Source organism: Tardiphaga sp. vice304 (genome assembly GCF_007018905.1).
Classification (GTDB): Bacteria; Pseudomonadota; Alphaproteobacteria; order Rhizobiales; family Xanthobacteraceae; genus Tardiphaga.
This window is the reverse complement of the sequence record NZ_CP041402.1, coordinates 732,659-754,521: the sequence shown is the minus strand read 5'-3', so window position 1 is coordinate 754,521 and position 21,863 is coordinate 732,659. Positions and strand designations below refer to the sequence as shown.

General features: G+C 65.9%; 21 protein-coding genes, 2 tRNA genes and 1 pseudogene. 20 read left to right on the top strand and 4 right to left on the bottom strand.

Annotated elements, in window-relative coordinates; all coding sequences use genetic code 11:
• Positions 1–496 precede the first annotated feature (496 nt).
• Positions 497–847 carry a hypothetical protein gene (locus tag FNL56_RS03540; protein ID WP_143581777.1) on the top strand — a complete coding sequence of 117 codons (351 nt, stop codon included), beginning with the start codon at positions 497–499 and terminating at the stop codon, positions 845–847.
• Positions 848–957: 110 nt separating this feature from the next.
• On the opposite strand, the gene selD is transcribed toward FNL56_RS03540, so the two are convergent.
• Both selD and FNL56_RS03530 read right to left on the bottom strand, forming a co-directional pair.
• A complete protein-coding gene (selD, locus tag FNL56_RS03535; protein WP_143571620.1) occupies positions 958–2,004 on the bottom strand; it encodes a selenide, water dikinase SelD in 1,047 nt (348 codons plus the stop codon).
• 37 nt (positions 2,005–2,041) lie between these two features.
• Complete coding sequence (locus FNL56_RS03530; RefSeq protein WP_143571619.1) at positions 2,042–2,377, bottom strand: hypothetical protein; 336 nt, start codon at positions 2,375–2,377, stop codon at positions 2,042–2,044.
• A 643-nt stretch (positions 2,378–3,020) separates the two neighbouring features.
• Here FNL56_RS03530 and fdnG point away from each other — a divergent pair.
• From fdnG to FNL56_RS03470, 13 genes and pseudogenes are all read left to right on the top strand, one after another.
• Positions 3,021–6,101, top strand: a complete 3,081-nt coding sequence (fdnG, locus tag FNL56_RS03525; protein ID WP_143571618.1) for a formate dehydrogenase-N subunit alpha — start codon at positions 3,021–3,023, stop codon at positions 6,099–6,101.
• Between the two features lie 13 nt (positions 6,102–6,114).
• Positions 6,115–7,050 carry a formate dehydrogenase subunit beta gene (fdxH, locus tag FNL56_RS03520; protein WP_143581776.1) on the top strand — a complete coding sequence of 312 codons (936 nt, stop codon included), beginning with the start codon at positions 6,115–6,117 and terminating at the stop codon, positions 7,048–7,050.
• Positions 7,047–7,727: a formate dehydrogenase subunit gamma gene (locus tag FNL56_RS03515; protein ID WP_143571616.1), complete on the top strand. Its 681-nt coding sequence runs from the start codon at positions 7,047–7,049 to the stop codon at positions 7,725–7,727. Before fdxH ends, FNL56_RS03515 begins: the two co-directional genes overlap by 4 nt.
• A 94-nt stretch (positions 7,728–7,821) precedes the next feature.
• On the top strand, positions 7,822–8,739 hold the full coding sequence (gene fdhE, locus FNL56_RS03510) for a formate dehydrogenase accessory protein FdhE (protein ID WP_143571615.1): 918 nt from the start codon (positions 7,822–7,824) through the stop codon (positions 8,737–8,739).
• Positions 8,740–8,746: 7 nt separating this feature from the next.
• On the top strand, positions 8,747–10,159 hold the full coding sequence (gene selA, locus FNL56_RS03505) for an L-seryl-tRNA(Sec) selenium transferase (RefSeq protein ID WP_143581775.1): 1,413 nt from the start codon (positions 8,747–8,749) through the stop codon (positions 10,157–10,159).
• Positions 10,149–10,928 carry a tetratricopeptide repeat protein gene (locus FNL56_RS03500; RefSeq protein WP_143571613.1) on the top strand — a complete coding sequence of 260 codons (780 nt, stop codon included), beginning with the start codon at positions 10,149–10,151 and terminating at the stop codon, positions 10,926–10,928. Before selA ends, FNL56_RS03500 begins: the two co-directional genes overlap by 11 nt.
• Positions 10,925–12,757: pseudogene (gene selB / locus FNL56_RS03495) on the top strand (selenocysteine-specific translation elongation factor); the annotation flags it as partial. The gene FNL56_RS03500 and the pseudogene selB, both read left to right, overlap by 4 nt.
• Positions 12,758–12,880: 123 nt before the next feature.
• Positions 12,881–12,976 (top strand) — tRNA-Sec (locus FNL56_RS27555).
• Between the two features lie 16 nt (positions 12,977–12,992).
• Positions 12,993–13,454, top strand: a complete 462-nt coding sequence (locus tag FNL56_RS03490) for a hypothetical protein (protein WP_143581773.1) — start codon at positions 12,993–12,995, stop codon at positions 13,452–13,454.
• A 1-nt stretch (position 13,455) separates the two neighbouring features.
• Positions 13,456–13,836, top strand: a complete 381-nt coding sequence (locus FNL56_RS03485; protein ID WP_143582521.1) for a hypothetical protein — start codon at positions 13,456–13,458, stop codon at positions 13,834–13,836.
• A 157-nt stretch (positions 13,837–13,993) separates the two neighbouring features.
• A complete protein-coding gene (locus tag FNL56_RS03480) occupies positions 13,994–14,671 on the top strand; it encodes a Crp/Fnr family transcriptional regulator (protein ID WP_143571609.1) in 678 nt (225 codons plus the stop codon).
• Positions 14,672–14,748: 77 nt separating this feature from the next.
• Positions 14,749–14,940, top strand: coding sequence for a YgaP family membrane protein (locus FNL56_RS03475; protein ID WP_143571608.1), 192 nt, complete (start codon positions 14,749–14,751; stop codon positions 14,938–14,940).
• Between the two features lie 127 nt (positions 14,941–15,067).
• Positions 15,068–15,415, top strand: coding sequence for a carboxymuconolactone decarboxylase family protein (locus FNL56_RS03470; RefSeq protein WP_143571607.1), 348 nt, complete (start codon positions 15,068–15,070; stop codon positions 15,413–15,415).
• Positions 15,416–15,483: 68 nt separating this feature from the next.
• Here FNL56_RS03470 and FNL56_RS03465 read toward each other — a convergent pair.
• Positions 15,484–15,558 (bottom strand) — tRNA-Thr (locus tag FNL56_RS03465).
• A gap of 260 nt (positions 15,559–15,818) precedes the next feature.
• On the opposite strand from FNL56_RS03465, the gene FNL56_RS03460 reads away from it, so the two are divergent.
• The 6 genes from FNL56_RS03460 (at position 15,819) to FNL56_RS03435 (ending at position 20,909) form a co-directional block, all read left to right on the top strand.
• A complete protein-coding gene (locus FNL56_RS03460) occupies positions 15,819–16,007 on the top strand; it encodes a hypothetical protein (RefSeq protein WP_143571606.1) in 189 nt (62 codons plus the stop codon).
• Between the two features lie 37 nt (positions 16,008–16,044).
• Positions 16,045–17,736 (top strand): FAD-dependent oxidoreductase, encoded by a 1,692-nt coding sequence (locus tag FNL56_RS03455; RefSeq protein WP_143571605.1) that lies wholly within the window; start codon positions 16,045–16,047, stop codon positions 17,734–17,736.
• A gap of 36 nt (positions 17,737–17,772) precedes the next feature.
• Positions 17,773–18,078: an EthD family reductase gene (locus tag FNL56_RS03450; protein WP_143571604.1), complete on the top strand. Its 306-nt coding sequence runs from the start codon at positions 17,773–17,775 to the stop codon at positions 18,076–18,078.
• A gap of 64 nt (positions 18,079–18,142) precedes the next feature.
• Complete coding sequence (locus FNL56_RS03445) at positions 18,143–19,021, top strand: alpha/beta fold hydrolase (RefSeq protein ID WP_168202847.1); 879 nt, start codon at positions 18,143–18,145, stop codon at positions 19,019–19,021.
• A gap of 117 nt (positions 19,022–19,138) precedes the next feature.
• On the top strand, positions 19,139–20,428 hold the full coding sequence (murA, locus tag FNL56_RS03440; protein WP_143571602.1) for a UDP-N-acetylglucosamine 1-carboxyvinyltransferase: 1,290 nt from the start codon (positions 19,139–19,141) through the stop codon (positions 20,426–20,428).
• Between the two features lie 37 nt (positions 20,429–20,465).
• Positions 20,466–20,909, top strand: a complete 444-nt coding sequence (locus tag FNL56_RS03435) for a DUF2948 family protein (protein WP_143571601.1) — start codon at positions 20,466–20,468, stop codon at positions 20,907–20,909.
• Positions 20,910–20,978: 69 nt separating this feature from the next.
• Here the strand turns inward: FNL56_RS03435 and FNL56_RS03430 are convergent, their stop codons facing one another.
• On the bottom strand, positions 20,979–21,644 hold the full coding sequence (locus FNL56_RS03430) for a hypothetical protein (protein WP_143571600.1): 666 nt from the start codon (positions 21,642–21,644) through the stop codon (positions 20,979–20,981).
• Between the last annotated feature and the right edge of the window lie 219 nt (positions 21,645–21,863).

Here is a 21,863-nt window from a genome sequence, read left to right as displayed (position 1 = left end):
CCAGAAAACTGTTTTGAATGAGCCGTGGTGGCTCTGTCCATGGCCGTGATTTAGACGGCTTCTGACTAAAATACTGTCACCCATTCGCCACAGGCCAAGACATCCGAACTATCTGCAAAGCCGCGATTTTTCGTGCTTAATACAGGCTTAATGAAACCTTAATACCGCCTTAATTTTCAGTGGTTTCGCGGACCGTGGTACCTTTTTTGTGCGCAAAAGGAAGCGACTTTATCTTCGCTAAATCTCAGGTGGTGTGAAAAAATCTTGCGATGGCGGTTTGGTGCGCGCTCCCGCAAGGTTCCGCATGATACATTCTCGGTTGGCAAGGGCCTGGAAGTCGCACCACTAGTTGAATCGGTGGATGGCATTCTGGCCGGATGGTTTGATGGTCCAGATGCCGGCTGCAAATAGCCGCCGCGTCTTGCATCGCGACGCCGGAAACAAAACATCGATGGATCGTTGTCGACAGCGGGCGCCCCCTCGGCGCTCTCCGCAGATGGAATCGCGTCGTATGCAGGTCGAGCGGGTTTTAAGGGAATATGGCCAGTTTCTTCGGCCGATGAGCGAAGCGCCACGGAGTGGACAGCGTATTCTGGGCCATGTCGGTCAGGGCCATCTGGTGTCGTGCTATTGGGAGACCTCTCCGGCACGGTTGATCGGACCCAATTGGGTCGAGGAGAAAGACAGTCAATCCGGCTATCTCGACCGTTATTTCGACGGCTGGATCGATCCGCGCCAGTTCCGGCTGCTCGATGCCACCGCGATCAATCGCCTGCTGGTGGCCTATATCGACGACGCCCGCGCGGCGGACAATCTCGAGGCCATCAAGGTGCTGGAGCAAGGGTAGCGGCTTTAGATTGCGATGCTTGCAACGACGCTCTGGCACCTCTCCCCGTTGGGGAGAGGTGCGGATAGGCCGTTGCCGGGTTGCTTTCCTTGTCGCCAATTGAGCGCGCCTCAATCCCGCATCTTGACCACGGCCTCGCCCTGCTCGATGCGGCCGATGATGCGGGCGTAGGGATAGCCGTCCTCCACGATCATTCGCAGGATCGCCTCTGCCTTGTCCGCGGCACAGGCGATCAGCAATCCGCCGGAGGTCTGTGGGTCCGTATAAAGATGGCGCCGCCACTCCGGGAAACCGGCAGCGAGCTCGATGCCATCGCCATAGCTGGCCCAGTTCCTGATCGAGGCGCCCGTCACGAATGCCTGCTGCGCCAGTTCGGCCGCCTCGGGCAGCAACGGGACGCGCGCGGCCTCCAGCACCACGGTCGCGCCCGAGCCGCGCGCCATCTCCATCGCGTGACCGAACAGGCCGAAGCCGGTGACGTCGGTCATCGCATGCACCGCTTCATGCTTTGCCAGCCGCGTGCCGACCTTGTTGAGCAGCGTCATCGAGCGGATCATGTCGGCATAGCCGCTGTCCGACAACGCGTTCTTCTTGAAAGCTGCGGCGTAGATGCCGACCCCGAGCGGTTTGGTGAGAATGAGAGCGTCGCCGGGCCGCGCGTCCTTGTTACGGCGAATGTCGGACGGCCTGCAGGTGCCGATCACCGCGAGGCCGTAGATCGGCTCCGGCGAATCGATCGAGTGACCGCCGGCCACGGGAATCCCCGCCGCCGTGCAAACGGCCTGACCGCCTTGCAGGATCAATGCGGCCATCTCGGCCGGCATCTTGTCGATCGGAATGCCGAGAATCGCCAGCGCCATGATCGGCGTGCCGCCCATCGCATAGATGTCGGAGATGGCATTGGTGGCGGCGATCCGTCCGAATTCGAAGGGATCATCGACCATCGGCATGAAGAAGTCGGTGGTGGCGATCACGCAGGTGTTGTCGTCGAGCTGCCAGACCGCGGCGTCGTCGCCGGTCTCGGTGCCGACCAGCAGTCGCTCGAACGGTTGCACCCCGGGCTTGCCTAGCAATTGCTGCAGCACAGACGGCGCCAGCTTGCAGCCGCAGCCACCACCATGCGCAAGACTCGTGAGGCGAAGGTTCTGGATGTTCATAAGATCGGCTCCGCGGCAACGCGCGGGCCGCTGTGGGTTACTCGGGGGTCTTGTTGGCCGGGAATTGCGCCGACGGGCCCTTGAGGTCCGCGCCGGTGGCCATCGCCGGCTGATCCTTGGCGGCTTCGGTATCCCTGGCGCTCGCGCCGGGGCCGCTGACGGTCGCAGAATCCTGGGTCTGGCCGCGGGTGGCGCCGGTCCAGCCGGTGGCGCCCATTTCCGCGGGCGAGGTGCCGCTGCTGTTGTTCGGCTGCTTCGCCGTGGTCGGTTGCTCCACCGTGGTGGCGGGCGGGGTGTTGTTCTGGGCCAGCGTTCCGGTTGCAACAACCATCAACATGGCAGCAGCAATTGGCATGAGAGCAAGGTTTTTCATCACCGCCTCCTGTTGGCAAGGGAACGAAAAACGGCCCGGACGGCGAAAAGGTTCCGAAGCGATTTGGACTCACAGCCTCCCGCGATAAAGCAGATCGCGTCATGCGCTCAGTTCCTTCGCGGTGATGGTGTAGTTGAACGTGTCCGGATCGAGGCAATCGAGCCGCAGGCTGGCGGTGGTTGAAGGATGGCTTGTGGCCATCGAAGTGCGCCAGTTCGTTGGCCATGGAGGTCGGCTGTGTCGCCGACACGAGGCATGTCGCCAGGGCCATGGCGCCCAGCGATCGCTTCGCATCTCCAAACTGTCCGCCCCGAACCTCGGGAGCCCTTCGCCGGATCACCCGGGGATATGAAGATCGCGATGGGACGACGTCAATTCAAATCGTCGCGGCTGCGATCAGCTAACCGTCATCGATTGTGCTGCGTCGCAGCGCAGATGCGGACTTGTAGTACCACAACGAAAGTTTTTGTTGCGTCGCGTCAAACAATTCACGCAGCCACCAAGACTGCGGAGTTGACTTGCATGATGACGCAATCCTATTTTGGAGAAGTTAGACGGATTCTACGTTGCAGTGGAATCGACCCCTGAAACCGCATGTCTTGAACCGCATGCGGTCTGGAGTCTGGCCTCGGAGGGGACACCGATGAACATGGAACTGTCGCGGCGCCATTTCCTGAAAGGGGCCGGTGCCGGACTAGCGGTCACCACCCTGGGGGCGTTCGGCTTCGGTGATATCGAAGCCGCCTATGCGGCGTCGATCCGCCCCTACAAGCTGGCCAGCCTGACCGAGACCCGCAATACCTGCACCTATTGTTCGGTCGCCTGCGGCATCATCATCTATGCCAAGGGGGATGTGAAAAAGGGTGAGCACGCCGACATCATCCACATCGAGGGCGATACCGATCACCCGACCAATCGCGGCACGCTGTGCCCGAAGGGCGCGGCGCTGCTCGACATCGTGCACGCCAAGACCCGCACGCTTTATCCGCAGGTCCGCAAGCCCGGCTCCGACAAGTTCGAACGGGTATCGTGGGATTACGCGCTGGATCGCATCGCGCGCTTCATGAAGGACGACCGCGACAAGAACATCGTCGCGCGCAACAATGATGGCGTCACCGTCAACCGCTGGACCACCACCGGCATGCTCGCGGCTTCCGCGACAACCAATGAGACCGCGTGGACGACCTACAAGGTCGCCCGCAGCGCCGGGATGGTCGTCTTTGACAATCAAGCGCGTGTCTGACACGGCCCTACGGTAGCCAGTCTGGCTCCAACATTCGGCCGCGGCGCAATGACCAATTCGTGGACCGATATCCGGAATACGGACCTCGTCGTGATCATGGGCGGCAATGCCGCCGAAGCACATCCGTGCGGCTTCAAATGGGTCACCGAGGCCAAGCAGAGCCGCGGCGCCAAGCTGATCGTCGTCGATCCGCGCTTCACGCGTTCGGCATCGGTCGCGGATTATTATGCGCCGATCCGCCAGGGCAGCGACATCGCCTTCCTGCTCGGCGTCATCAATTACTGCATGCTGAACGACAAGGTGCAGTGGGAATACACCAAGGCCTTCACCAACGCGTCCTATCTGATCAAGGACGGCTTCGACTATCAGGACGGCCTGTTCACGGGCTATGACGAGACCAAGCGTGATTATGACCGCTCGAGCTGGGATTACCAGATCGGGCCGGACGGCTACGTCATGACCGACCCGACGCTGCAGCATCCGCGCTGCGTCTGGAACCTGCTGAAGAAGCACGTTTCGATCTATACGCCGGAACTGGTGAGCCGGATCTGCGGCACGCCGATCGATAAATATGTCAAGATCTGCGAGATGATCGGCGAGTGTTCGTCGCCGACCAAAACCATGACGTCGATGTATGCGCTCGGCTGGACCCAGCATTCCAAGGGCTCGCAGAACATCCGCGGCATGGCGATGCTGCAGCTCATTCTGGGCAATATCGGCGTGCGCGGCGGCGGCATGAATGCCTTGCGCGGCCACTCCAACATCCAGGGGCTGACCGACATCGGGCTGATGTCCAACATGCTGCCGGGCTATCTGACGCTGCCGATCGAGCGCGAGCCGACCTTCGACAGCTACATGTCGACGCGCGGCTTCAAGCCGTTGCTGCCGAACCAGATGAGCTACTGGCAGAACTACAAGAAGTTCTTCGTCAGCTTCCAGAAGGCGATGTGGGGCGAGGCGGCGACGCCGGCCAACAACTTCGCCTATGACTGGCTGCCGAAGATGGACGTGCCGACCTACGACATCCTGCGCGCCTTCGAACTGATGAACGAAGGCAAGATGAACGGCTACATCTGCCAGGGCTTCAACCCGCTGATGGCGTTCCCGAACCGAAAGAAGATCACGGATTCGCTGTCGAAGCTCAAGATGCTCGTGATCATGGATCCGCTGCAGACCGAGACCTCGCGGTTCTGGCAGAACCACGGCGAGCACAACGACGTCGATACGGCGAAGATCCAGACCGAGGTGATCGAGCTGCCGACCACCTGTTTCGCCGAGGACGAGGGCTCGCTGACCAATTCCGGCCGCTGGCTGCAATGGCACTGGCCGGCCGGCTCGCCGCCCGGCGAAGCGAAGACCGACAACTGGATCATGGCGCAGATCTTCCTGCGCATGCGCGAATTGTATCGCAAGGAGGGCGGCGCGGTTCCGGAGCCGATCCTCAATCTCGACTGGCGCTACAAGGATCCGGGCGAGCCGACCGCGGACGAACTGGCGCGCGAGCTCAACGGCTCGGTGCTCGAGGACGTCATGGATCCCGTTGACCCGACCAAGGTGGTGCTGGCCAAGGGCAAGCAGGTGGTGTCCTTCGCGGCGTTGCGCGATGACGGCAAGACGGCGTGTGCATGCTGGATCTATTCCGGCTGCTACAACGAGGCCGGCAACAACATGGCGCGTCGCGACACCAGCGATCCCGACAACACCGGCGCCTATCTGAAATGGGCGTGGTCGTGGCCGGTCAACCGCCGCATCCTGTACAACCGCGCCTCCGCCGATCTCAACGGCAAGCCGTGGGATCCCAGCCGCAAGCTGCTGGAATGGAACGGCACGGCCTGGACCGGCTATGACGTGCCGGATATCGCGCCGAACGCGAAGCCGCAGGACGTCGGCCCCTTCATCATGAACCCGGAAGGCTCGGCACGGCTGTTCACGCGCGGCATGATGCGCGACGGGCCGTTCCCGGCGCATTACGAGCCGTTCGAATCCCCGGTCGTCAATGTCGTCGCGCCGAAGATTCGCGGCAATCCGGCCGCCCGCGTGTTCAAGAACGACATGGAGCAGTTCGGCACCGTCGCCGAATTCCCCTATGCGGCGACGTCGTACCGGCTGACCGAGCATTTCCATTATTGGACCAAGCACGCCGCGATCAACGCCTCGCTGCAGCCGGAGTTCTTCGTCGAGATCAGCGAGGAATTGGCCAAGGAGAAAAGCGTCACGCATGGCGGCTGGGTGCGCGTCTGGTCGAAGCGCGGCTCGATCAAGGCCAAGGCGGTGGTCACCAGGCGCATCCGTCCGCTGATCTGCGACGGCAAGGCGGTGCATGTCGTCGGCATCCCGATCCATTGGGGTTTCATGGGCGAAACCAAGAAGGGCTGGGGCCCGAACTCGCTGACCCCGTTCGTCGGCGACGCCAATATCGAGACGCCGGAGTTCAAGGCGTTCCTGGTCAATCTCGAAGCCATCGCTGGCCCCGTCGCTTAAGGAGGAGGATGCCGTGTTTCCACCGATCCCGAATCCTTCCCTGCAGGCGCAGCCGAAATTCGGCGAGCAGGACCTGGTGCGCCGCTCGGCCTCGAGCGTGGCCGCGCCCGCGCGTCAGCTCGAGCCGATCGCCAAGCTGATCGACGTCTCGAAATGTATCGGCTGCAAGGCGTGCCAGTCGGCCTGCCTGGAATGGAACGATCTGCGCGAGGAGGTCGGCGTCAATCAGGGCGTGTTCGACAATCCGCTCGACCTGACGGCGCAGAGCCTCACGGTGATGCGCTTCACCGAATGGATCAATCCGGAGTCCGACAATCTTGAATGGCTGATCCGCAAGGATGGCTGCATGCATTGCGAAGATCCGGGCTGCCTGAAGGCCTGCCCGGCGCCCGGCGCCATCGTGCAATACTCCAACGGCATCGTCGATTTCGATCACGACAAGTGCATCGGCTGCGGCTATTGCATCAAGGGCTGTCCGTTCAACATCCCGCGCATCTCCAAGGTCGATAACAAGGCCTACAAATGCACGTTGTGCTCGGACCGGGTCGCCGTCGGCCAGGGCCCGGCCTGCGCCAAGGCGTGCCCGACCCAAGCGATCGTGTTCGGCACCAAGGACGACATGAAGAAGTGGGCGGACGTCCGCATCACCGACCTCAAGTCGCGCGGTTACAAGAATGCCGGCCTTTATGATCCGCCGGGCGTCGGCGGGACGCATGTGATGTATGTGCTGCACCACGCCGACAAGCCGCAGATCTACGCCAATCTGCCCAACAATCCGAAGATCAGCCCGATCGTCGAAGCGTGGAAGGGCGTCACCAAATATGTCGGCATGGCGACGATCGGCGCCTTCGCGGCGGTCAGCTTCATGCACCATCTGGTCTCGGGTGCCAATCGCGTCCAGCCCGAGGATGAACAGAACGCCAAGAAGCTGGCCGGGGGTGATCGATGACGGCCTATGACGTCAATAGCGGTGATCAGGTCCACGCCGGCGACCCGGTCATCGTGGACCGTTACACCAGGAGCGCGCGGATCAACCACTGGATCACCGCGACCTGCCTCGTACTGCTGGCGCTGTCCGGTTTCGCGCTGTTCACCCCCGGCCTGTATTTTCTGACCGCCCTGTTCGGCGGCGGGCAGTGGACCCGCGCCGTCCACCCGTGGCTCGGCGTCGTGCTGTTCTTCTCCTTTGCCGGGCTGTTCCTGCGGTTCTGGCGCGCCAATCTGTGGCGCAGCGAGGACGGCACCTGGCTGGCACGGATTCGCGACGTGCTCGCCGGTCACGAAGATCGCCTGCCCGAGATCGGCAAGTACAATGCCGGCCAGAAGGGCGTGTTCTGGGGAATGTCGCTGCTGATCCTGGTGCTGATCTCAAGCGGTTTCGTGATCTGGGATCAATATTTCGCGTCCTACACCACGGTCGATCAGAAGCGCGTCGCCGTGCTGCTCCATGCGCTCGGTGCGGTGGCGATGATCTGCGTCTGGATCGTGCACGTCTATGCCGCGATCTGGGTACGTGGCACCATCAGCGCCATGACCCGCGGCCAGGTCACCGGCGGCTGGGCCTGGCGCCATCACCGCAAATGGCTGCGCGAACTGGTGAGTGGCAAGACCGACCGCGCCGGTTGATCGTCCTTGTGATCATCCTTGCTTGTCGCCGCTGCTTCGATAATTGTCCGTGTAATGCTCTGCACGTGGCCCGGGGGGTTCGTGAGGTCTTTTGATGAGTAAAATCGATTCGCTGCAGCCCGATCCGACCGTGATCGGCGAGGTGGCCGAGCCGCCTTTCGTGCGGCTTCCCGATCCGGCGACGCTTTTCAAGATCCGCGCCGAACGGTTTCAGGCGCTGGCCGCGCAGCATCCACTGGCGCCCTATTTGCAATTCCTGTCCGGCCTGTCGTCGTGCCAGCATGCGCTGCAGGAAGCGCTGCCCGCCATCGAGCTGCCCTCTGACGCCGAACGTCAGCGCGCCCATACGCATGCGATGCCGCCGCTCGGCGCCGCTCGGCAGGACGGCGATCCCGCCTTTGCCGCCACGTTGCAGCGGTTGCTGGAGCTTGCCTCACACCTCGACATGCCGGCCGCGGCGCATGCGGCTCTGGCGGCGGTCTGCGCCGCAGACGCCGCTGCCATCGCGGAAATGGCGCGCGCCGTTCTCGCCCATGAAATCCCGGTCGAACAGGTCGCCAGCCACGTCTTCGTCGCCGCAGCACTACAGGTGCATTATGCGCGGCTGGCGGCGGGGCTGGACGCCAAACAATTGGTGCCGGTCGGGGACGGCGTCTGCCCGGCCTGCGGCGGCGCGCCGGTGGCATCATTGGTGGTCGGCTGGCCGGGCGCGCATGGCGCGCGGTTCTGCGTCTGCTCGGGATGCGCGACGCAGTGGAATTACGTGCGTATCAAATGCACGCTGTGCAGCTCGAACGAGGGCATCTCTTATAAAGAGGTGGAAGGTGGCGACGGCACGCTGTGGGGCGAGACCTGCGCCTCCTGCCACGGCTATGTGAAAATCCTGCATCAGCACAAGAACCCGGGCCTCGATCCGGTCGCCGATGACGTCGCCAGTCTCGCGCTCGATCTGCTGCTGCGCGAGACCGGCTATCGGCGGGGCAGCGTCAATCCGCTCCTGCTCGGCTATTGAGGGCGCGATGGCGAAGACCGCGAGCCTGCTGCGCAAACTGCCCTCGGTCGATGTCGTGCTGCGGACGGCGGCGGCCCCCGTCGCGATCGAACGTTTCGGTCGTCCGGCCGTGCTCGGCGCCATCCGGCGCATCCTGTCGGACAGCCGCAGCGGCGGCGCCGATCCCGGCCAGCCCGAGGAGGTGATCGCCGAGGCGATCGTTCAGCTCGGCGCGCGCGACAGGCCCAGCCTCCGCCCGGTGTTCAATCTCACCGGCACCGTGCTGCACACCAATCTCGGCCGCGCGCTGCTGGCCGAACCGGCAATTGCTGCCGCCACCGCGGCGATGCGCTCGGCCGTGGCGCTGGAATTCGATCTCGGCGACGGCCGCCGCGGCGAGCGCGACGATCATCTGCGCGAACTGTTGTGCGAACTGACCGGCGCCGAGGACGCCACCACCGTCAACAACAATGCAGCCGCAGTGCTGCTGGTGCTGAACACGCTGGCGCTGCGCCGCGAGGCGATCGTCTCGCGCGGCGAACTGACCGAGATCGGCGGCGCGTTCCGGCTGCCCGAGATCATGTCGCGCGCCGGCACGAAACTGGTCGAGGTCGGCACCACCAACCGCACCCATGCGAAGGACTACATAGGCGCGATCGGGCCGAAGACCGGCATGCTGTTCAAGGTGCACACCTCGAACTACCGGATCGAGGGCTTCACCAAGGAGGTCGCCGCCCGCGACCTCGCGCTCATTGCCGCCGAACACAAGATCCCGCTGCTGCACGATCTGGGCTCTGGCACGCTGGTCGATCTAATGCCGTTCGGCCTCGCGCACGAGCCGACCGTGGCCGAAGCGATCGCCGACGGCGCAGACCTCGTCACCTTCTCCGGTGACAAGCTGCTCGGCGGCCCGCAGGCCGGCTTCATCGTCGGCCGCCGCGATCTGATCGCCGCCATCAATCGCAATCCGATGAAGCGCGCGCTGCGCCTCGACAAGATGCGTATCGCTGCGTTGGAGGCGACGCTGCGGCTGTACCGCAATCCCGACCGGCTGGCGCAGGAGCTGCCGACATTTCGCCTGCTGTCGCAGCCCATCGAAGACATCGAGGCCCGCGCGCGTCGCATGGCGCCGGTGCTGCAGGCCGCACTCGGCGACGCCTTCGCCGTCCAGATGGTAGCTTGCGCCAGCCAGGTCGGCTCCGGCGCGCTGCCCATGGTGGCGCTGCCGAGCGCCGGGCTGGCGATCCGGCCCATCGCCGCGCGCGGCGCGGGCGGCCTGCTGAAGCGGCTGTCGTCCGCCTTGCGCAGGCTGGATCGGCCGGTCGTCGGCCGTGTCGAGGATCAGGCCCTGGTCCTCGACCTGCGCTGTCTCGATGACGAGGCCGGCTTTGCGATGACGCTTGCCTCGCTCGATCTGTCGGAGGCGTCCGATGCCGCCTGAACCGGCGAGGCTCGATGCGGGCTCGGTGCCGGACCAGATGGAGTCCGCGCGCCAGGCCTTCGTGGCTGGCGACTATGCCAGCGCGCTGGAGATCTGGGGGCCGCTGGCGCATGCCGGGATCAGCGGCGCGCAGGCCTATGTCGGCGCCTGCTTTGCGGAGGGCTGGGGCGTCGAGCCGGATTATCCGCTGGCGGCGAAATGGCTGACGCTGGCGGCCGACGCCGGCGATCCCGAGGGCCAGCGCAATCTGGCGGCTTTGTATTTCCGCGGCGACGGCGTGGCGGAAGATTTCCGGCGCGCCGCGAAACTCTACCGCGCCGCCGCCTTGGCCGGCGACGGGCCGGCGCAGGACATGCTGAGCTGGATGCTGCTGGAAGGCGAGGTCATGGTGCATGACTATGCCGAGGCGCGGAAATGGGCGGAGGCCGCAGCCGCTCAGGGCGTGGCGTCGTCGATGACCCGGCTCGGCATGCTCTATCACAACGCGCTCGGCGTCGAACGCGATCCGGCATTGTCAGTGCAGTGGTGGCAGCGCGGCGCCGAGCGCGGCGATGCCGATGGCCAGGCGATGCTCGGCGCCGCCTGCTATCTCGGCGCCGGCATTGCGCGCGACTATTTGCAGGCATTGGTCTGGCTGCTGCGCGCCCGCGCCGGCAAGAGTTCGCTGGCGGCAAAATTTCTGGAGCCCACGCGCGCCGCTCTGACGCCGGCGGAAATCGCGGAGGCCGAGCAGCGCGCGCGCGAGCCGCTGCCCGAGCCCGCGCCATGATCATCGGCACCGCCGGCCATATCGATCACGGCAAGACCTCGCTGGTGCGCGCGCTGACCGGCGTCGAGACGGACCGGCTGAAGGAAGAGAAGGCGCGCGGCATCTCGATCGATCTCGGCTTCGCCTATCTGCCGGATGCCGACGGTTCGGTGCTCGGCTTCGTCGACGTGCCCGGCCATGAACGCTTCATCCACAACATGCTGGCGGGGGCCACCGGCATCGATTTCGTGATGCTGGTGGTCGCCGCCGATGACGGCATCAAGCCGCAGACCCGCGAACACCTCGCCATCATCGACCTGCTCGGCATCGAGCGCGGCGTTGTCGCGCTGACCAAGACCGATCTGATCGACATCGCGCGGCAGCAGCAGGTCGCAAAGGAAATCGCCGAAATACTGCAATCGACGAGGCTGGCCGGGGCGCGCATCGTTCCCGTCTCCATTGCGACCGGCGAAGGCGTTGCCGCATTGCGCACGGAGCTGCTGGAGATCGCGCGCCAGTTCGGCGCGCATGCCGCCAACGGCCGTTTCCGGCTGGCGGTGGACCGGTCGTTCACGCTGACCGGGGCCGGCACCGTGGTGACCGGCACGGTGCTATCGGGCGCGGTCGCGGTCGATGACCGCGTCACGATATCGCCGTCGGGCCTTGTGGCACGGGTGCGCTCGATCCACGCGCAGAACCGGCCGAGCCCGCGCGGCACGGCCGGCCAGCGTTGCGCGCTCAATCTCGCCGGCGACGGCATTTCGAAGGACGCCATTGCGCGCGGCGACGTCGTGCTCGATCCCGTGCTGCATGCGCCGAGCAACCGCATCGATGCCGAACTGCGCTGGCTGGCGTCGGAGCCAAAACCCGTCGTCCAGTGGATGCCGGTCCGGCTGTTTCATGCCGCGGCAGAAACAGGCGCCCGAATCGTGCTGCTGGAGGATCGCCCGATCGCGCCCGGACAAAGCGGCCTCGTGCAACTGGTACTGGAGCAGCCGATCGCCGCGGCTTCCGGGGATCGCTTCGTGCTGCGCGACACCACCGGCCAGCGCACCATCGGCGGCGGCCGCCTGCTCGATCTGCGCGCGCCGTCCCGCAAGCGCGGCACGCCGATGCGGCTCGCGCAATTGCAGGCGCAGGCGCAGGCGGTTCCGGCCGCCGCGCTGGCCACGCTGTTGGAGATCGCGCCGCATCATGTCGATCTGCCGGCATTTGCGCGCGACCGCGCGCTGTCCGACGCGCAGACGCAGGATCTCGTCGCGCAATTGTCGCTCGTCACGCTGGAGACGCCGCAGGGCAGCTTCGCGATGGCGGCGCGGCATCATCTCGCGCTGAAGCAATCCCTGCTCGGCAAGTTGCAGGCCTTTCACGCCGACAATCCCGATCTGCCGGGCATTGGCCTCGAGCGGCTGCGGCTGCAGCTCGAGCCAAGGCTGCCGGCGCCGGCGCTGCTGGCGGTGCTGCACGCTCTGGTGCGCGGCCGGGAGATCGCGCTGGACGGCGCCTGGGTGCGCCTCGCCGGCCATGAGGTGCGCCTGACCGATGACGACGAGCTTCTATGGGCCAGGCGCGCGCCGCTGCTGTCGGGCGCCGAGCGCTTTCGTCCGCCGCGGGTGCGCGATATCGCCAATCTGCTGGTCGTGAAGGAACAAGCCATTCGCCGCCTGCTGAAACTGCTCGGGCGGATGGGGCGGGTCGACGAAGTCGCGCACGACCATTTCTTTCTGCGCGGCACGGTGGCAGAAATGGTGGGCATCGTCGTCCGCCTCGGCGACAGCGAGGCGCACGCCGAATTCACCGCCTCGCAGTTTCGCGACCAGATGGACAATGGCCGCAAGGTCGCGATCCAGATCCTGGAGTTTTTCGATCGGCATGGCGTGACGATCCGGCGCGGCGATCTGCGCCGCGTCAATCGCCATCGGCTCGATCTGTTTCGCCCTTCGCAGGACGCGCCGCGTCCTGCCGCCGTTTCAGGAGGAGAATCGTCCCCGGTGGGGCGTCCGGACTTCAAATCCGGGAGGGGCCGCGAGACGGTCTCTGGTGGGTTCGACTCCCTCTCTCTTCCGCCAAGATGAGGCTTGCCCGATGAATGCCGAAGTCGCGTATCTCGAAGCCCTGCGCGCCGATGCGCAGCGCTGCACCGCCGCCGAGGACGAGTTTCGCAGCAGCATCGCCGCGCGGCTCAAAGAGCTCGAGCAGGCGCGCGCGTTTTCGTATCGCCGCTTCAATCTGATCAATGAGGTCTCCGGCGCCGTCGCCAGCGCGGAGAGCGAGGAGATCACAGTCGCCGTCGCGACCGCCTTGCTGCGCGCCAGGCTCGGCTGGGTCAGCGATTCGGACGCGCGTGTCGCGGTGACCTCCGGCTTCGCGCCGGTGGCGCAGGCGATGTTTGCGAGCCTCGCGCCGGTCGAAAGCGAGGACGAACTGAGGCCCGACGTGATTGCGGCGCTGGCGCGTTTTGAGGCCTGGTATCTCGAAACTCACCCCGCCCCGTTCTGGATGTTGTTCGAGAACGTCATGCCGGAGACGCCCGTTGTCGATTTCTAGCATGACCACCCACGACACCGATTTCGATCGCTGGATCGCCGAGGCCTTCGCCGAGCACGGCTCGTTCACGGCCTTCGCCGTTCTGGTCGAGATCGCGGGTCCCGCCGTCAGCCCGCTGCGCTCGACCTGGTTCAACGTGATCGGCGACGAGATCGACTGGGGGGAAATTACGCGGCTGTTCGCCGGCGCCGGCGTGGAGTGGGATGGCGCCGCCTTCTTCCCGCAGCCCTCTGCCGACGGGCCGCTCGGCACGCCCACCGCGCGCGCGCGGCTGCGGCTTCTCGAGGAGCGCCTCGACGACGACCGGCTGGTGCTCAACGAAGGCCACTTCTTCGATAAATGGGGCCGGCTCATGAAGATCGAGGAAGTCGATCCGAACTGACGAGCGGCGCGCAATCATCGCTGTGTGGACGTGACGCACCTTTGTCGGAAAATGGCTGCGATGGCGATATCGGCGGCATCCGGGATTGATCCGCATCAACGGTCCTCCGCGGCCGGTGCCGCATAGTCCAGCCGGTTTACCCGCAGGCAGGATCCCGATGACGCTGCCGGACCGCGACTGGCTGCAACGCTTCCCCGCCCTCGCCGGCGTGCCCGCTGGCGAGCGCGCGGCGTTGCTGGACAAGTCTGTGGCGATGAAGCTGCCGGCCGGCGCCTTCGTATTCGCGCCGGATCAGCCCTGCGCGCATTTCATCCTGGTCGCCGAAGGCCGCGTGCGGGTCTATCAGCTCGACGCCGACGGCAACGAGATCGTATTGTATCGGCTGGGGCCGGGCAGCATCTGCGTCCTGACCACGCTGGCGCTGCTCGCCGATCAGAACTACAGCGCCTTCGCCGTCACCGAGACGCCGGTCCAGGCGATCGGCCTGCCGGCCGCCACCTTCCACCAGCTGATGGGCCAGTCGGCGCAATTTCGCAGCTTCGTGTTCCAGTCGCAGGCGGCCCGGCTCGGCGATCTGATGCAGGTGATCCAGAACGTCGCCTTCGCCTCGATCGATTCCCGGCTCGCCGCGCGGCTCCTGGCGCTGTCCGCCGACGGCCACGACCTTTCGATCACCCATCAGCGGCTCGCGGCCGAGATCGGCACCGCGCGCGAAGTCGTCAGCCGTCATCTCAAGGCCTTCGAGAAGCGCGGCTGGGTCAGCCTCGGCCGCGGCCGGGTCGAACTGCGCAAGGCTGCGCCGCTGCGCGCCGCCGCCGCCCATCCCGGGCGGTGACTTGATCACAGACGGTGGCCGATCGGCTTCGTAGACCAGCCATTGCAGAGATTGCCCCGAACCATGAGGAAACGCAGATGACCATCAATGTTGGACTGATCGACCGCGCGTTGCGCGCCATCGTAGGCCTCGCCCTGATCGGCTGGGCGCTTACCGGCGGGCCGGTCTGGGCCTGGATCGGCGTCGTCCCGCTGTTCACCGCCGCCATCGGTTTCTGCCCGGCCTATACGCTGCTGGGCATCCGGACCTGCCCGGTCAAGCAGGGCTGAGACGCCTGCCAGCGAAGCCGACCCCCGCGCTGGCGGCGCCTGCCGCCCGGCCTGGGGCCGCGCGCGCTGGCACGGCCATGATCGTCGAACGACCGCGCACCGCGCTCATCTTTTCAGGATTATTCCCATGTACAAGAACTGGCCCGCGATGACCGCCGATCTGTCGGTGGCGCTGAAGGAAGTCCGCGGCGGCGCGCCGGATGTGATGAAGGGATTTTCGGCGCTGGCGCAGGCCGCGCTGAAGGCCAATGCGCTCGATACCAGGACCAAGGAGCTGATCGCGCTGGCGATTTCGGTCGCCACCCGCTGCGACGGCTGCATCGGCTTTCACGCCGAGGCCGCGGTGCGCAGCGGCGCCAGCCGCGACGAGGTGATGGAGACGATGGGCATGGCGATCTACATGGGCGCCGGCCCCAGCGTGATGTACGCCGCCCAGGCCATCGAGGCGTTCGATCAGTTCGCCGCGAAGAAGTAGCGCCGCGATCCCTCGATCGCGACGGAACGGCATCAGGCGGGAAGTCGGCTGTTCTTCAATGAAGAAAATGGTGCTGCCACACAGGGTCGAACTGTGGACCTCTCCATTACCAATGGAGTGCTCTACCACTGAGCTACGGCAGCGTGCTTGGGACGGGAATCAACCCCGCAGGGCCCGTCAAGCGGGGCGATCCTTGCCACATGGTTCGGACGGGCGCAAGCGCATCGGGCGCGGTCGGTCGATCAATCTGCATAAATCTGGCGCGAGGTCCGTTTTGCGGGCCGATCCGGCCGGTTGATGAAGCCCGGGCCCGCGCGGTTGCGTCGAGGCCGCGGGGGCTTATGTTGGGCGATAACGGTATTTGCACGCTCCCGACGGGGCCGGGCCGGCCGTTGGAGCCTGAATGACAGACCAACCGGACGAGGGCCGTAACGCGCAGGAACTGGCCCGGCGCAACCGGCTGGCGAAGGCGCTGCGGGACAATCTGAAACGGCGCAAGTCGCAATCGCGCGGCCGAGCCGAGCCGGCCGATGCGCCGGAACCCGATCCGGCGCCGGCCGATCGTTCAAGACACCCCGAACCCGATGCGTAATCCTGGGCGAGGTCCCTGCCAGATGGTGAGTTGAGAGATGTCGTCAGATCCTGCCGTCCCCGATCAGCCCTTGCCCAAGCCTCGCCCGGTGCAGCGCCACGACCAGACCTTCCCCGAACTGACGCCGGCCGAAATCGAGCGGATGCGCCGGTTCGGCGAGATCCGGCATTTCCGGGACGGCGAGCAATTGTTCGAGACCGGCAAGCCCGGCCCCGGCATGTTCGTGGTGCTGGCCGGCCATGTCGCCATCACCCAGCGCGACGGCTTCGGCCGGGTCACGCCGGTGGCCGATCAGGGCATGGGCCAGTTCCTGGCCGAGATCGGCCAGTTGTCCGGCCGGGCCGCTTTGGTCGATGGCCATGCCGAGGGCGCGGTGGAGACGCTGCTGATCCCGCCGGAACGGCTGCGCGCGCTGCTGGTGGCCGAGGCCGACCTCGGCGAGCGCATCATGCGCGCGCTGATCCTGCGAAGGGTGAATCTGATCCAGGGCGGCGTCGGCGGCCCGGTGCTGATTGGCGATCCCGACAGCGCCGGCGTGGTCCGGCTGCAGGGTTTTCTCACCCGCAACGGCTATCCGTACCATCTGCTCGATCCTGCCGTCGACAGCGACGCCGCCGATTTCGTCGCCCGCATTGCGCCCTCATTGGACGATCTGCCGCTGGTGGTGGCCCCCGACGGCACCGTGCTGCGCAATCCCTCCGCCTCCGAACTGGCGCGCGAGATGGGCATGATCGGCCAGGTCGAAAAGGGCAAATTATACGACGTCGCCATCGTCGGCAGCGGCCCGGCCGGGCTGTCCACCGCGGTCTATGCGGCCTCCGAAGGCCTGTCGGTGGCGGTGTGCGATGCCCGCGCCTTCGGCGGCCAGGCCGGCGCCAGCGCCCGGATCGAGAATTATCTGGGGTTTCCGACCGGCATTTCCGGCCTGGCGCTGACCGCCCGCGCCTTCAACCAGGCGCAGAAATTCGGCGCCGAGATCATGATCCCGGTCACCGTGCAGTCGCTGGACTGCACGCGCACCGACGGCGCCTTCACGCTGGCGCTGGAGGGCGGCGACACGCTGCATGCCAAATCCATCGTGGTGGCGTCCGGCGCGCGCTATCGCCGCCCGGATATCGCGCGGCTGGCCGAATATGAGGGCCGCGGCGTGTGGTACTGGGCCTCGCCGATCGAGGCGCGATTGTGCAAGGCGCAGGAGGTCATCCTGGTCGGTGGCGGCAATTCGGCCGGCCAGGCCGCGGTGTTCCTCGCCTCGCAGGCCCGCCGGATCCGGATGGTGATCCGCGGCGACGGGCTCGGCGCCAGCATGTCGCGCTATCTGATCGAGCGCATCGAGGCGACGCCGAATATCGAGCTGCTGTTCAACACCGAAGTGGCAAGCCTGGATGGCGATGCGACGCTGGAGCGCGTCGTGCTGAAGGACCGTTTGTCCGGGGAGCACACGTCGCTTGAGATCCGCAACCTGTTCCTGTTCGTCGGCGCCGAGCCGGCCACCGCCTGGCTCGACGATTGCGGCATGTTGCTCGACCGCGCCGGCTTCGTCGTCACCGGCGCGCCGGTCGCCGGACGCAGCGTGCCGGCGCTGGAGACCTCGGTGCGCGGCGTATTCGCGGTCGGCGACGTGCGCGCCGGTTCCGTCAAGCGCGTCGGCGGAGCGATCGGGGAGGGCGCGCAGGTGGTGGCGGCGCTGCACGGATTTCTGGGCGACACCGCCAGCCCCGGCGCCTAGGATCTCGCCTGCGACCAAAAATCAGGGAGGAATGCGATGGCCCAACTCTTGGTACTCTACAAGACGCCGACCGACTCCGCTGCCTTCGATGCGTACTACGCAAAAACCCATATCGCACTGGCGAAGAAGATTCCCGGTGTCAGGAAATATGAGATCAGCCAGGGCAGCATTGCCGGTCCGTCGCCGACCGGCGTCTATCTGGTCGCGACGCTCACCTTCGACAGTCTCGCGGCGATCCAGTCCGGCCTCGCCAGCGCCGAAGGACAGGCCGCCGCAGGCGATGTTGCCAATTTCGCCACTGGTGGCGCCGACATGCTGATGTTCGATACTAAAGCGCTGTGACCCTGGGGACAGGCAGGGCGGCCGGTTCGCCGGCCGTCTCTGGCCTGCCATGAAAAGATTGCTGATGAACGGATCCGACACGGCCGCGATGGCCGGCTTCACGCACCACCGCATCGCCGCCTGCGGCATCGAGTTGCACGCCGTCGAGGCCGGCACCGGGCCGCTTTTGGTGCTGGTCTCGGGCTGGCCACAGACCTGGTATTCCTGGCACAAGATCATGCCGGAGCTGGCGAAACATTTTCGCGTCGTGGCCGTCGACCTGCCAGGTCTCGGCGACAGCGACTACCCGAAACACGGCTACGACACCGGCTCGATAGCGCTGCATCTCGACGCCGTGCTCGAGGCCTTCGGCGCGCCCGATTGCATCCTCGTGACGCACGATATCGGCGCCTGGATCGGCTACGCCTATGCCGCGCGGCGGGCGCCGCGCGTGCGGCGGCTCGTGCTGATGGACGCGGCGATCCCCGGCCTGGTGCCGATGGAGGTGTTCCGCTTCGCGCCGGAGACCGTCGGCCGGGTCTGGCACTTCTATTTCAACTTCATGGACGGGTTGCCGGAAAGCCTGATCGGAGGCCGCGAGCGCGAATTCCTCGACTGGATGTTCCACGCCAAGACCGTCGATCACGACACCGCCTTCGATGCCGACGCGCTCGATATCTACGCCCGGGCCTATGCGGCGCCGGGCCGCTGGAGCGGCGGCATGGGCTATTACCGGGCGATCTTCGACTCGATCGCCCAGAACCAGGCCAGTGCTTCCACGCCGCTGACCATGCCGGTGCTGGCGATCGGCGGCTCGGCGGGGCTGGGCGAGGCGATGGGCAAGACCATGGCGCAGGCGGCAGCCGACGTGCAATCGGCGGTGATCGACCGCTGCGGCCATTATATCCCGGAAGAGCGGCCCGCCGAACTGCTGGCCGTGCTGCTGCCGTTCTGCCGCGCCTGAACAGTTTTACCGCCGGTTCCCATCGAAAAGCCGCAAATCTCTCAGCTTTTGCGCTAGAGAGGGCGTTCGCCCCGTCCAGGGGCCACCCCCTCCGCGTAAATTCGGCAAGGAATCAGTATGGATCGCATTCGCATCGTTGGCGGCGCACAACTCAATGGCACGATCCCGATTTCGGGCGCGAAGAACGCTGCGCTGCCGCTGATGATTGCGGGCCTCCTGACCGACGAGACGCTGATCCTCGACAACGTGCCGCGGCTCGCCGACGTGGCGCAGCTGCAGCGGATCATCGGCAACCACGGCGTCGATATCATGTCGGCCGGCAAGCGCCCCGGCGACCACGAATATCAGGGCCAGACCCTGCACATCACGGCGAAAAACATCGTCGATACCACCGCGCCCTACGAGCTCGTCTCGAAGATGCGGGCGTCGTTCTGGGTGATCGCTCCCTTGCTGGCGCGGATGCATGAAGCGAAAGTCTCGCTGCCCGGCGGCTGCGCCATCGGCACCCGACCGGTGGATCTGCTGATCATGGCGCTGGAGAAGCTCGGCGCCGAACTGACCATCGACGGCGGCTATGTGATCGCCAAGGCCCCCGGCGGGTTGAAGGGCGCCGTGATCGACTTCCCGAAGGTGACGGTGTCCGGCACCCATGTCGCGCTGATGGCGGCGACCCTGGCCCGCGGCACGACCATTATCAACAATGCCGCTTGCGAGCCGGAAATCGTCGATGTCGCCGACTGCCTGAACAAGATGGGCGCCAAGGTCAGCGGCGCCGGCACGCCGACCATCACCATCGAAGGCGTCGCCAGACTGCACGGCGCCCGCCATCCGGTGCTGCCGGATCGCATCGAGACCGGCACCTATGCGATCGCGGTGGCGATGACCGGCGGCGACGTGCAATTGTCCGGCGCGCGCCCCGAACTGCTGCAATCGGCGCTCGACGTGCTGACCGCGGCCGGCGCCACCATCACGCCGAACAATGACGGCATCCGCGTCACCCGCAATGGCGCCGGCATCCGCCCGGTCAACGTCTCGACCGCACCGTTCCCGGGCTTCCCGACCGATCTGCAGGCGCAGCTGATGGCCCTGATGGCCTGCGCCAAGGGTACCTCGCACATCACCGAGACGATCTTCGAAAACCGTTTCATGCACGTCCAGGAACTGGCCCGGTTCGGCGCCCAGATCCATCTCGACGGCGAGACCGCAACCATCGACGGGATTGCCCGTTTGAAGGGCGCGCCGGTGATGGCCACGGATCTGCGCGCGTCGGTGTCGCTGGTGATCGCCGGCCTGGTCGCCGACGGCGAGACCATGGTCAATCGCATCTACCATCTTGACCGCGGCTTCGAGCGGCTCGAAGAAAAATTATCCGCCTGCGGCGCCACCATCGAGCGCATCAGCGGCTAAGGGTTTCGCACCATTTTCAGGAAGGTCGGGAACGGCCATGACGGGTCAACGCAAGCTGATTGCTCTGGATGCCGACGATCTCGCGGTGATCTCCGCCCATGTGCAGGACGCCGCGGTGCGGGTCGCCGACATCATCTGGCGGCAGGGCGAAAAGCGGCTGGTGATCGGCATGAGCCGGATCGACTGGGACCAGAGCATCGAAGGCGAGGTTACGCCGCGCCGCCTGCTGGCCGCTTTGCGCTTCGACCGGGTGCTGGCCTGTAAATCCCGCGACATCGACCTGGAGGCCGCCGACGTCGGCCTGGAGCTGCTCGGCATCGAATTCCACGCAGCCGACGCCCCCTCCGGCAGCGCCGTCCTGATCTTCGCGGACGGCGGCGCGCTGCGGCTCGACGTCGAATGCCTGGAAGTCGAACTCGCCGATCTCGGCCCCGACGATCTCGGCGTCAGCGCCGACGCCGCGACCGATCTGAACGCGTAATTTTTGGTGCTCCCACGGCACTGTCCTTCACCCTCCCCCTCCAGGGGAGGGTAAGAAAGGGCTCCCGCTCTATCGCCTGCCTTTGGCCCTTGGCTCGGGCTTCAGTGCCTGCGGGTCGAAGCCGATGTAAAACACGTAGCTGTCGCCCACCGCCGCTGAGGGCGCGGGATAGACGAGATCTTCGCCGACCAGGCTGAACGGCACGCTGGTCTCGCCGCCGATCTGCACCCTGGTCTGGAACACTTTGGTAGCGATGGTCTTCGGGCTGACGCCTTCCTGCACCACGGCGACGCGCAGCGGCACATCGACGACGTCGGGCGCGCCGGAGGGGCCGACGATGACGCGGCCCTGGATGCCGATCCGCACGGTGATCTGTCCGGCGTTGAGGTTACAGTCGCGCGCGGTGCGAGTGATGGTCGCCTGGTAGCGCAGATCATTGCCGACCGCCTGCTTGCCGGGCGCGGCCACCGCATAGGTCGAGGCGCCCGGCCGGATGCTGACGCTGGGACAGGTCAGGTCGCCTTCCTGCGCCGGCGGCGGCGCCTCGCCGGGCTGCTGCGAATTGGAGCCGAACAACTGGCCGAAGCGGTCGCCGACCGCCGAGGTGGCATTGCCGATCGTGCTGCCGGCCCCGAACATGCTGCCGCCGCCGCAGCCCGCCAGCGTCAGGCTTGCCACCGCCAGCAAGAGCCACGGCGCACGCGCCCTCGCCTGCCTCACATCGATCTTGCGCATGATGTCGATATCCCCGGAAATTCAGTAGTTTGCGCCAGCCGTCCCCCGCCGGTGCAGCGCCTTATAGCAGCGCAATGGCGGCAAACCCAAGGCATTCGGGTGCGTTCGCGCCTCGTTCGCCGCAAGCCCGGCGGCGCCCAGCACCTCTCCCCGTTGGGAGAGGTCGGATTGCGCAGCAATCCGGGTGAGGGGGCGCAGCACCATCGATGGCATTGAAGG

What these genes read in the sequence shown, in the direction of transcription:
- FNL56_RS03540 (WP_143581777.1), top strand. Translation starts at nt 497, where the DNA reads ATGGAATCGCGTCGTATGCAGGTCGAGCGGGTTTTAAGGGAATATGGC.
- selD (WP_143571620.1), bottom strand. Translation starts at nt 2,004, where the DNA reads ATGAACATCCAGAACCTTCGCCTCACGAGTCTTGCGCATGGTGGTGGC.
- FNL56_RS03530 (WP_143571619.1), bottom strand. Translation starts at nt 2,377, where the DNA reads ATGAAAAACCTTGCTCTCATGCCAATTGCTGCTGCCATGTTGATGGTT.
- FNL56_RS03515 (WP_143571616.1), top strand. Translation starts at nt 7,047, where the DNA reads ATGACGGCCTATGACGTCAATAGCGGTGATCAGGTCCACGCCGGCGAC.
- fdhE (WP_143571615.1), top strand. Translation starts at nt 7,822, where the DNA reads ATGAGTAAAATCGATTCGCTGCAGCCCGATCCGACCGTGATCGGCGAG.
- selA (WP_143581775.1), top strand. Translation starts at nt 8,747, where the DNA reads ATGGCGAAGACCGCGAGCCTGCTGCGCAAACTGCCCTCGGTCGATGTC.
- FNL56_RS03500 (WP_143571613.1), top strand. Translation starts at nt 10,149, where the DNA reads ATGCCGCCTGAACCGGCGAGGCTCGATGCGGGCTCGGTGCCGGACCAG.
- FNL56_RS03490 (WP_143581773.1), top strand. Translation starts at nt 12,993, where the DNA reads ATGAATGCCGAAGTCGCGTATCTCGAAGCCCTGCGCGCCGATGCGCAG.
- FNL56_RS03485 (WP_143582521.1), top strand. Translation starts at nt 13,456, where the DNA reads ATGACCACCCACGACACCGATTTCGATCGCTGGATCGCCGAGGCCTTC.
- FNL56_RS03480 (WP_143571609.1), top strand. Translation starts at nt 13,994, where the DNA reads ATGACGCTGCCGGACCGCGACTGGCTGCAACGCTTCCCCGCCCTCGCC.
- FNL56_RS03475 (WP_143571608.1), top strand. Translation starts at nt 14,749, where the DNA reads ATGACCATCAATGTTGGACTGATCGACCGCGCGTTGCGCGCCATCGTA.
- FNL56_RS03470 (WP_143571607.1), top strand. Translation starts at nt 15,068, where the DNA reads ATGTACAAGAACTGGCCCGCGATGACCGCCGATCTGTCGGTGGCGCTG.
- FNL56_RS03460 (WP_143571606.1), top strand. Translation starts at nt 15,819, where the DNA reads ATGACAGACCAACCGGACGAGGGCCGTAACGCGCAGGAACTGGCCCGG.
- FNL56_RS03455 (WP_143571605.1), top strand. Translation starts at nt 16,045, where the DNA reads ATGTCGTCAGATCCTGCCGTCCCCGATCAGCCCTTGCCCAAGCCTCGC.
- FNL56_RS03450 (WP_143571604.1), top strand. Translation starts at nt 17,773, where the DNA reads ATGGCCCAACTCTTGGTACTCTACAAGACGCCGACCGACTCCGCTGCC.
- FNL56_RS03445 (WP_168202847.1), top strand. Translation starts at nt 18,143, where the DNA reads ATGAACGGATCCGACACGGCCGCGATGGCCGGCTTCACGCACCACCGC.
- murA (WP_143571602.1), top strand. Translation starts at nt 19,139, where the DNA reads ATGGATCGCATTCGCATCGTTGGCGGCGCACAACTCAATGGCACGATC.
- FNL56_RS03435 (WP_143571601.1), top strand. Translation starts at nt 20,466, where the DNA reads ATGACGGGTCAACGCAAGCTGATTGCTCTGGATGCCGACGATCTCGCG.
- FNL56_RS03430 (WP_143571600.1), bottom strand. Translation starts at nt 21,644, where the DNA reads ATGCGCAAGATCGATGTGAGGCAGGCGAGGGCGCGTGCGCCGTGGCTC.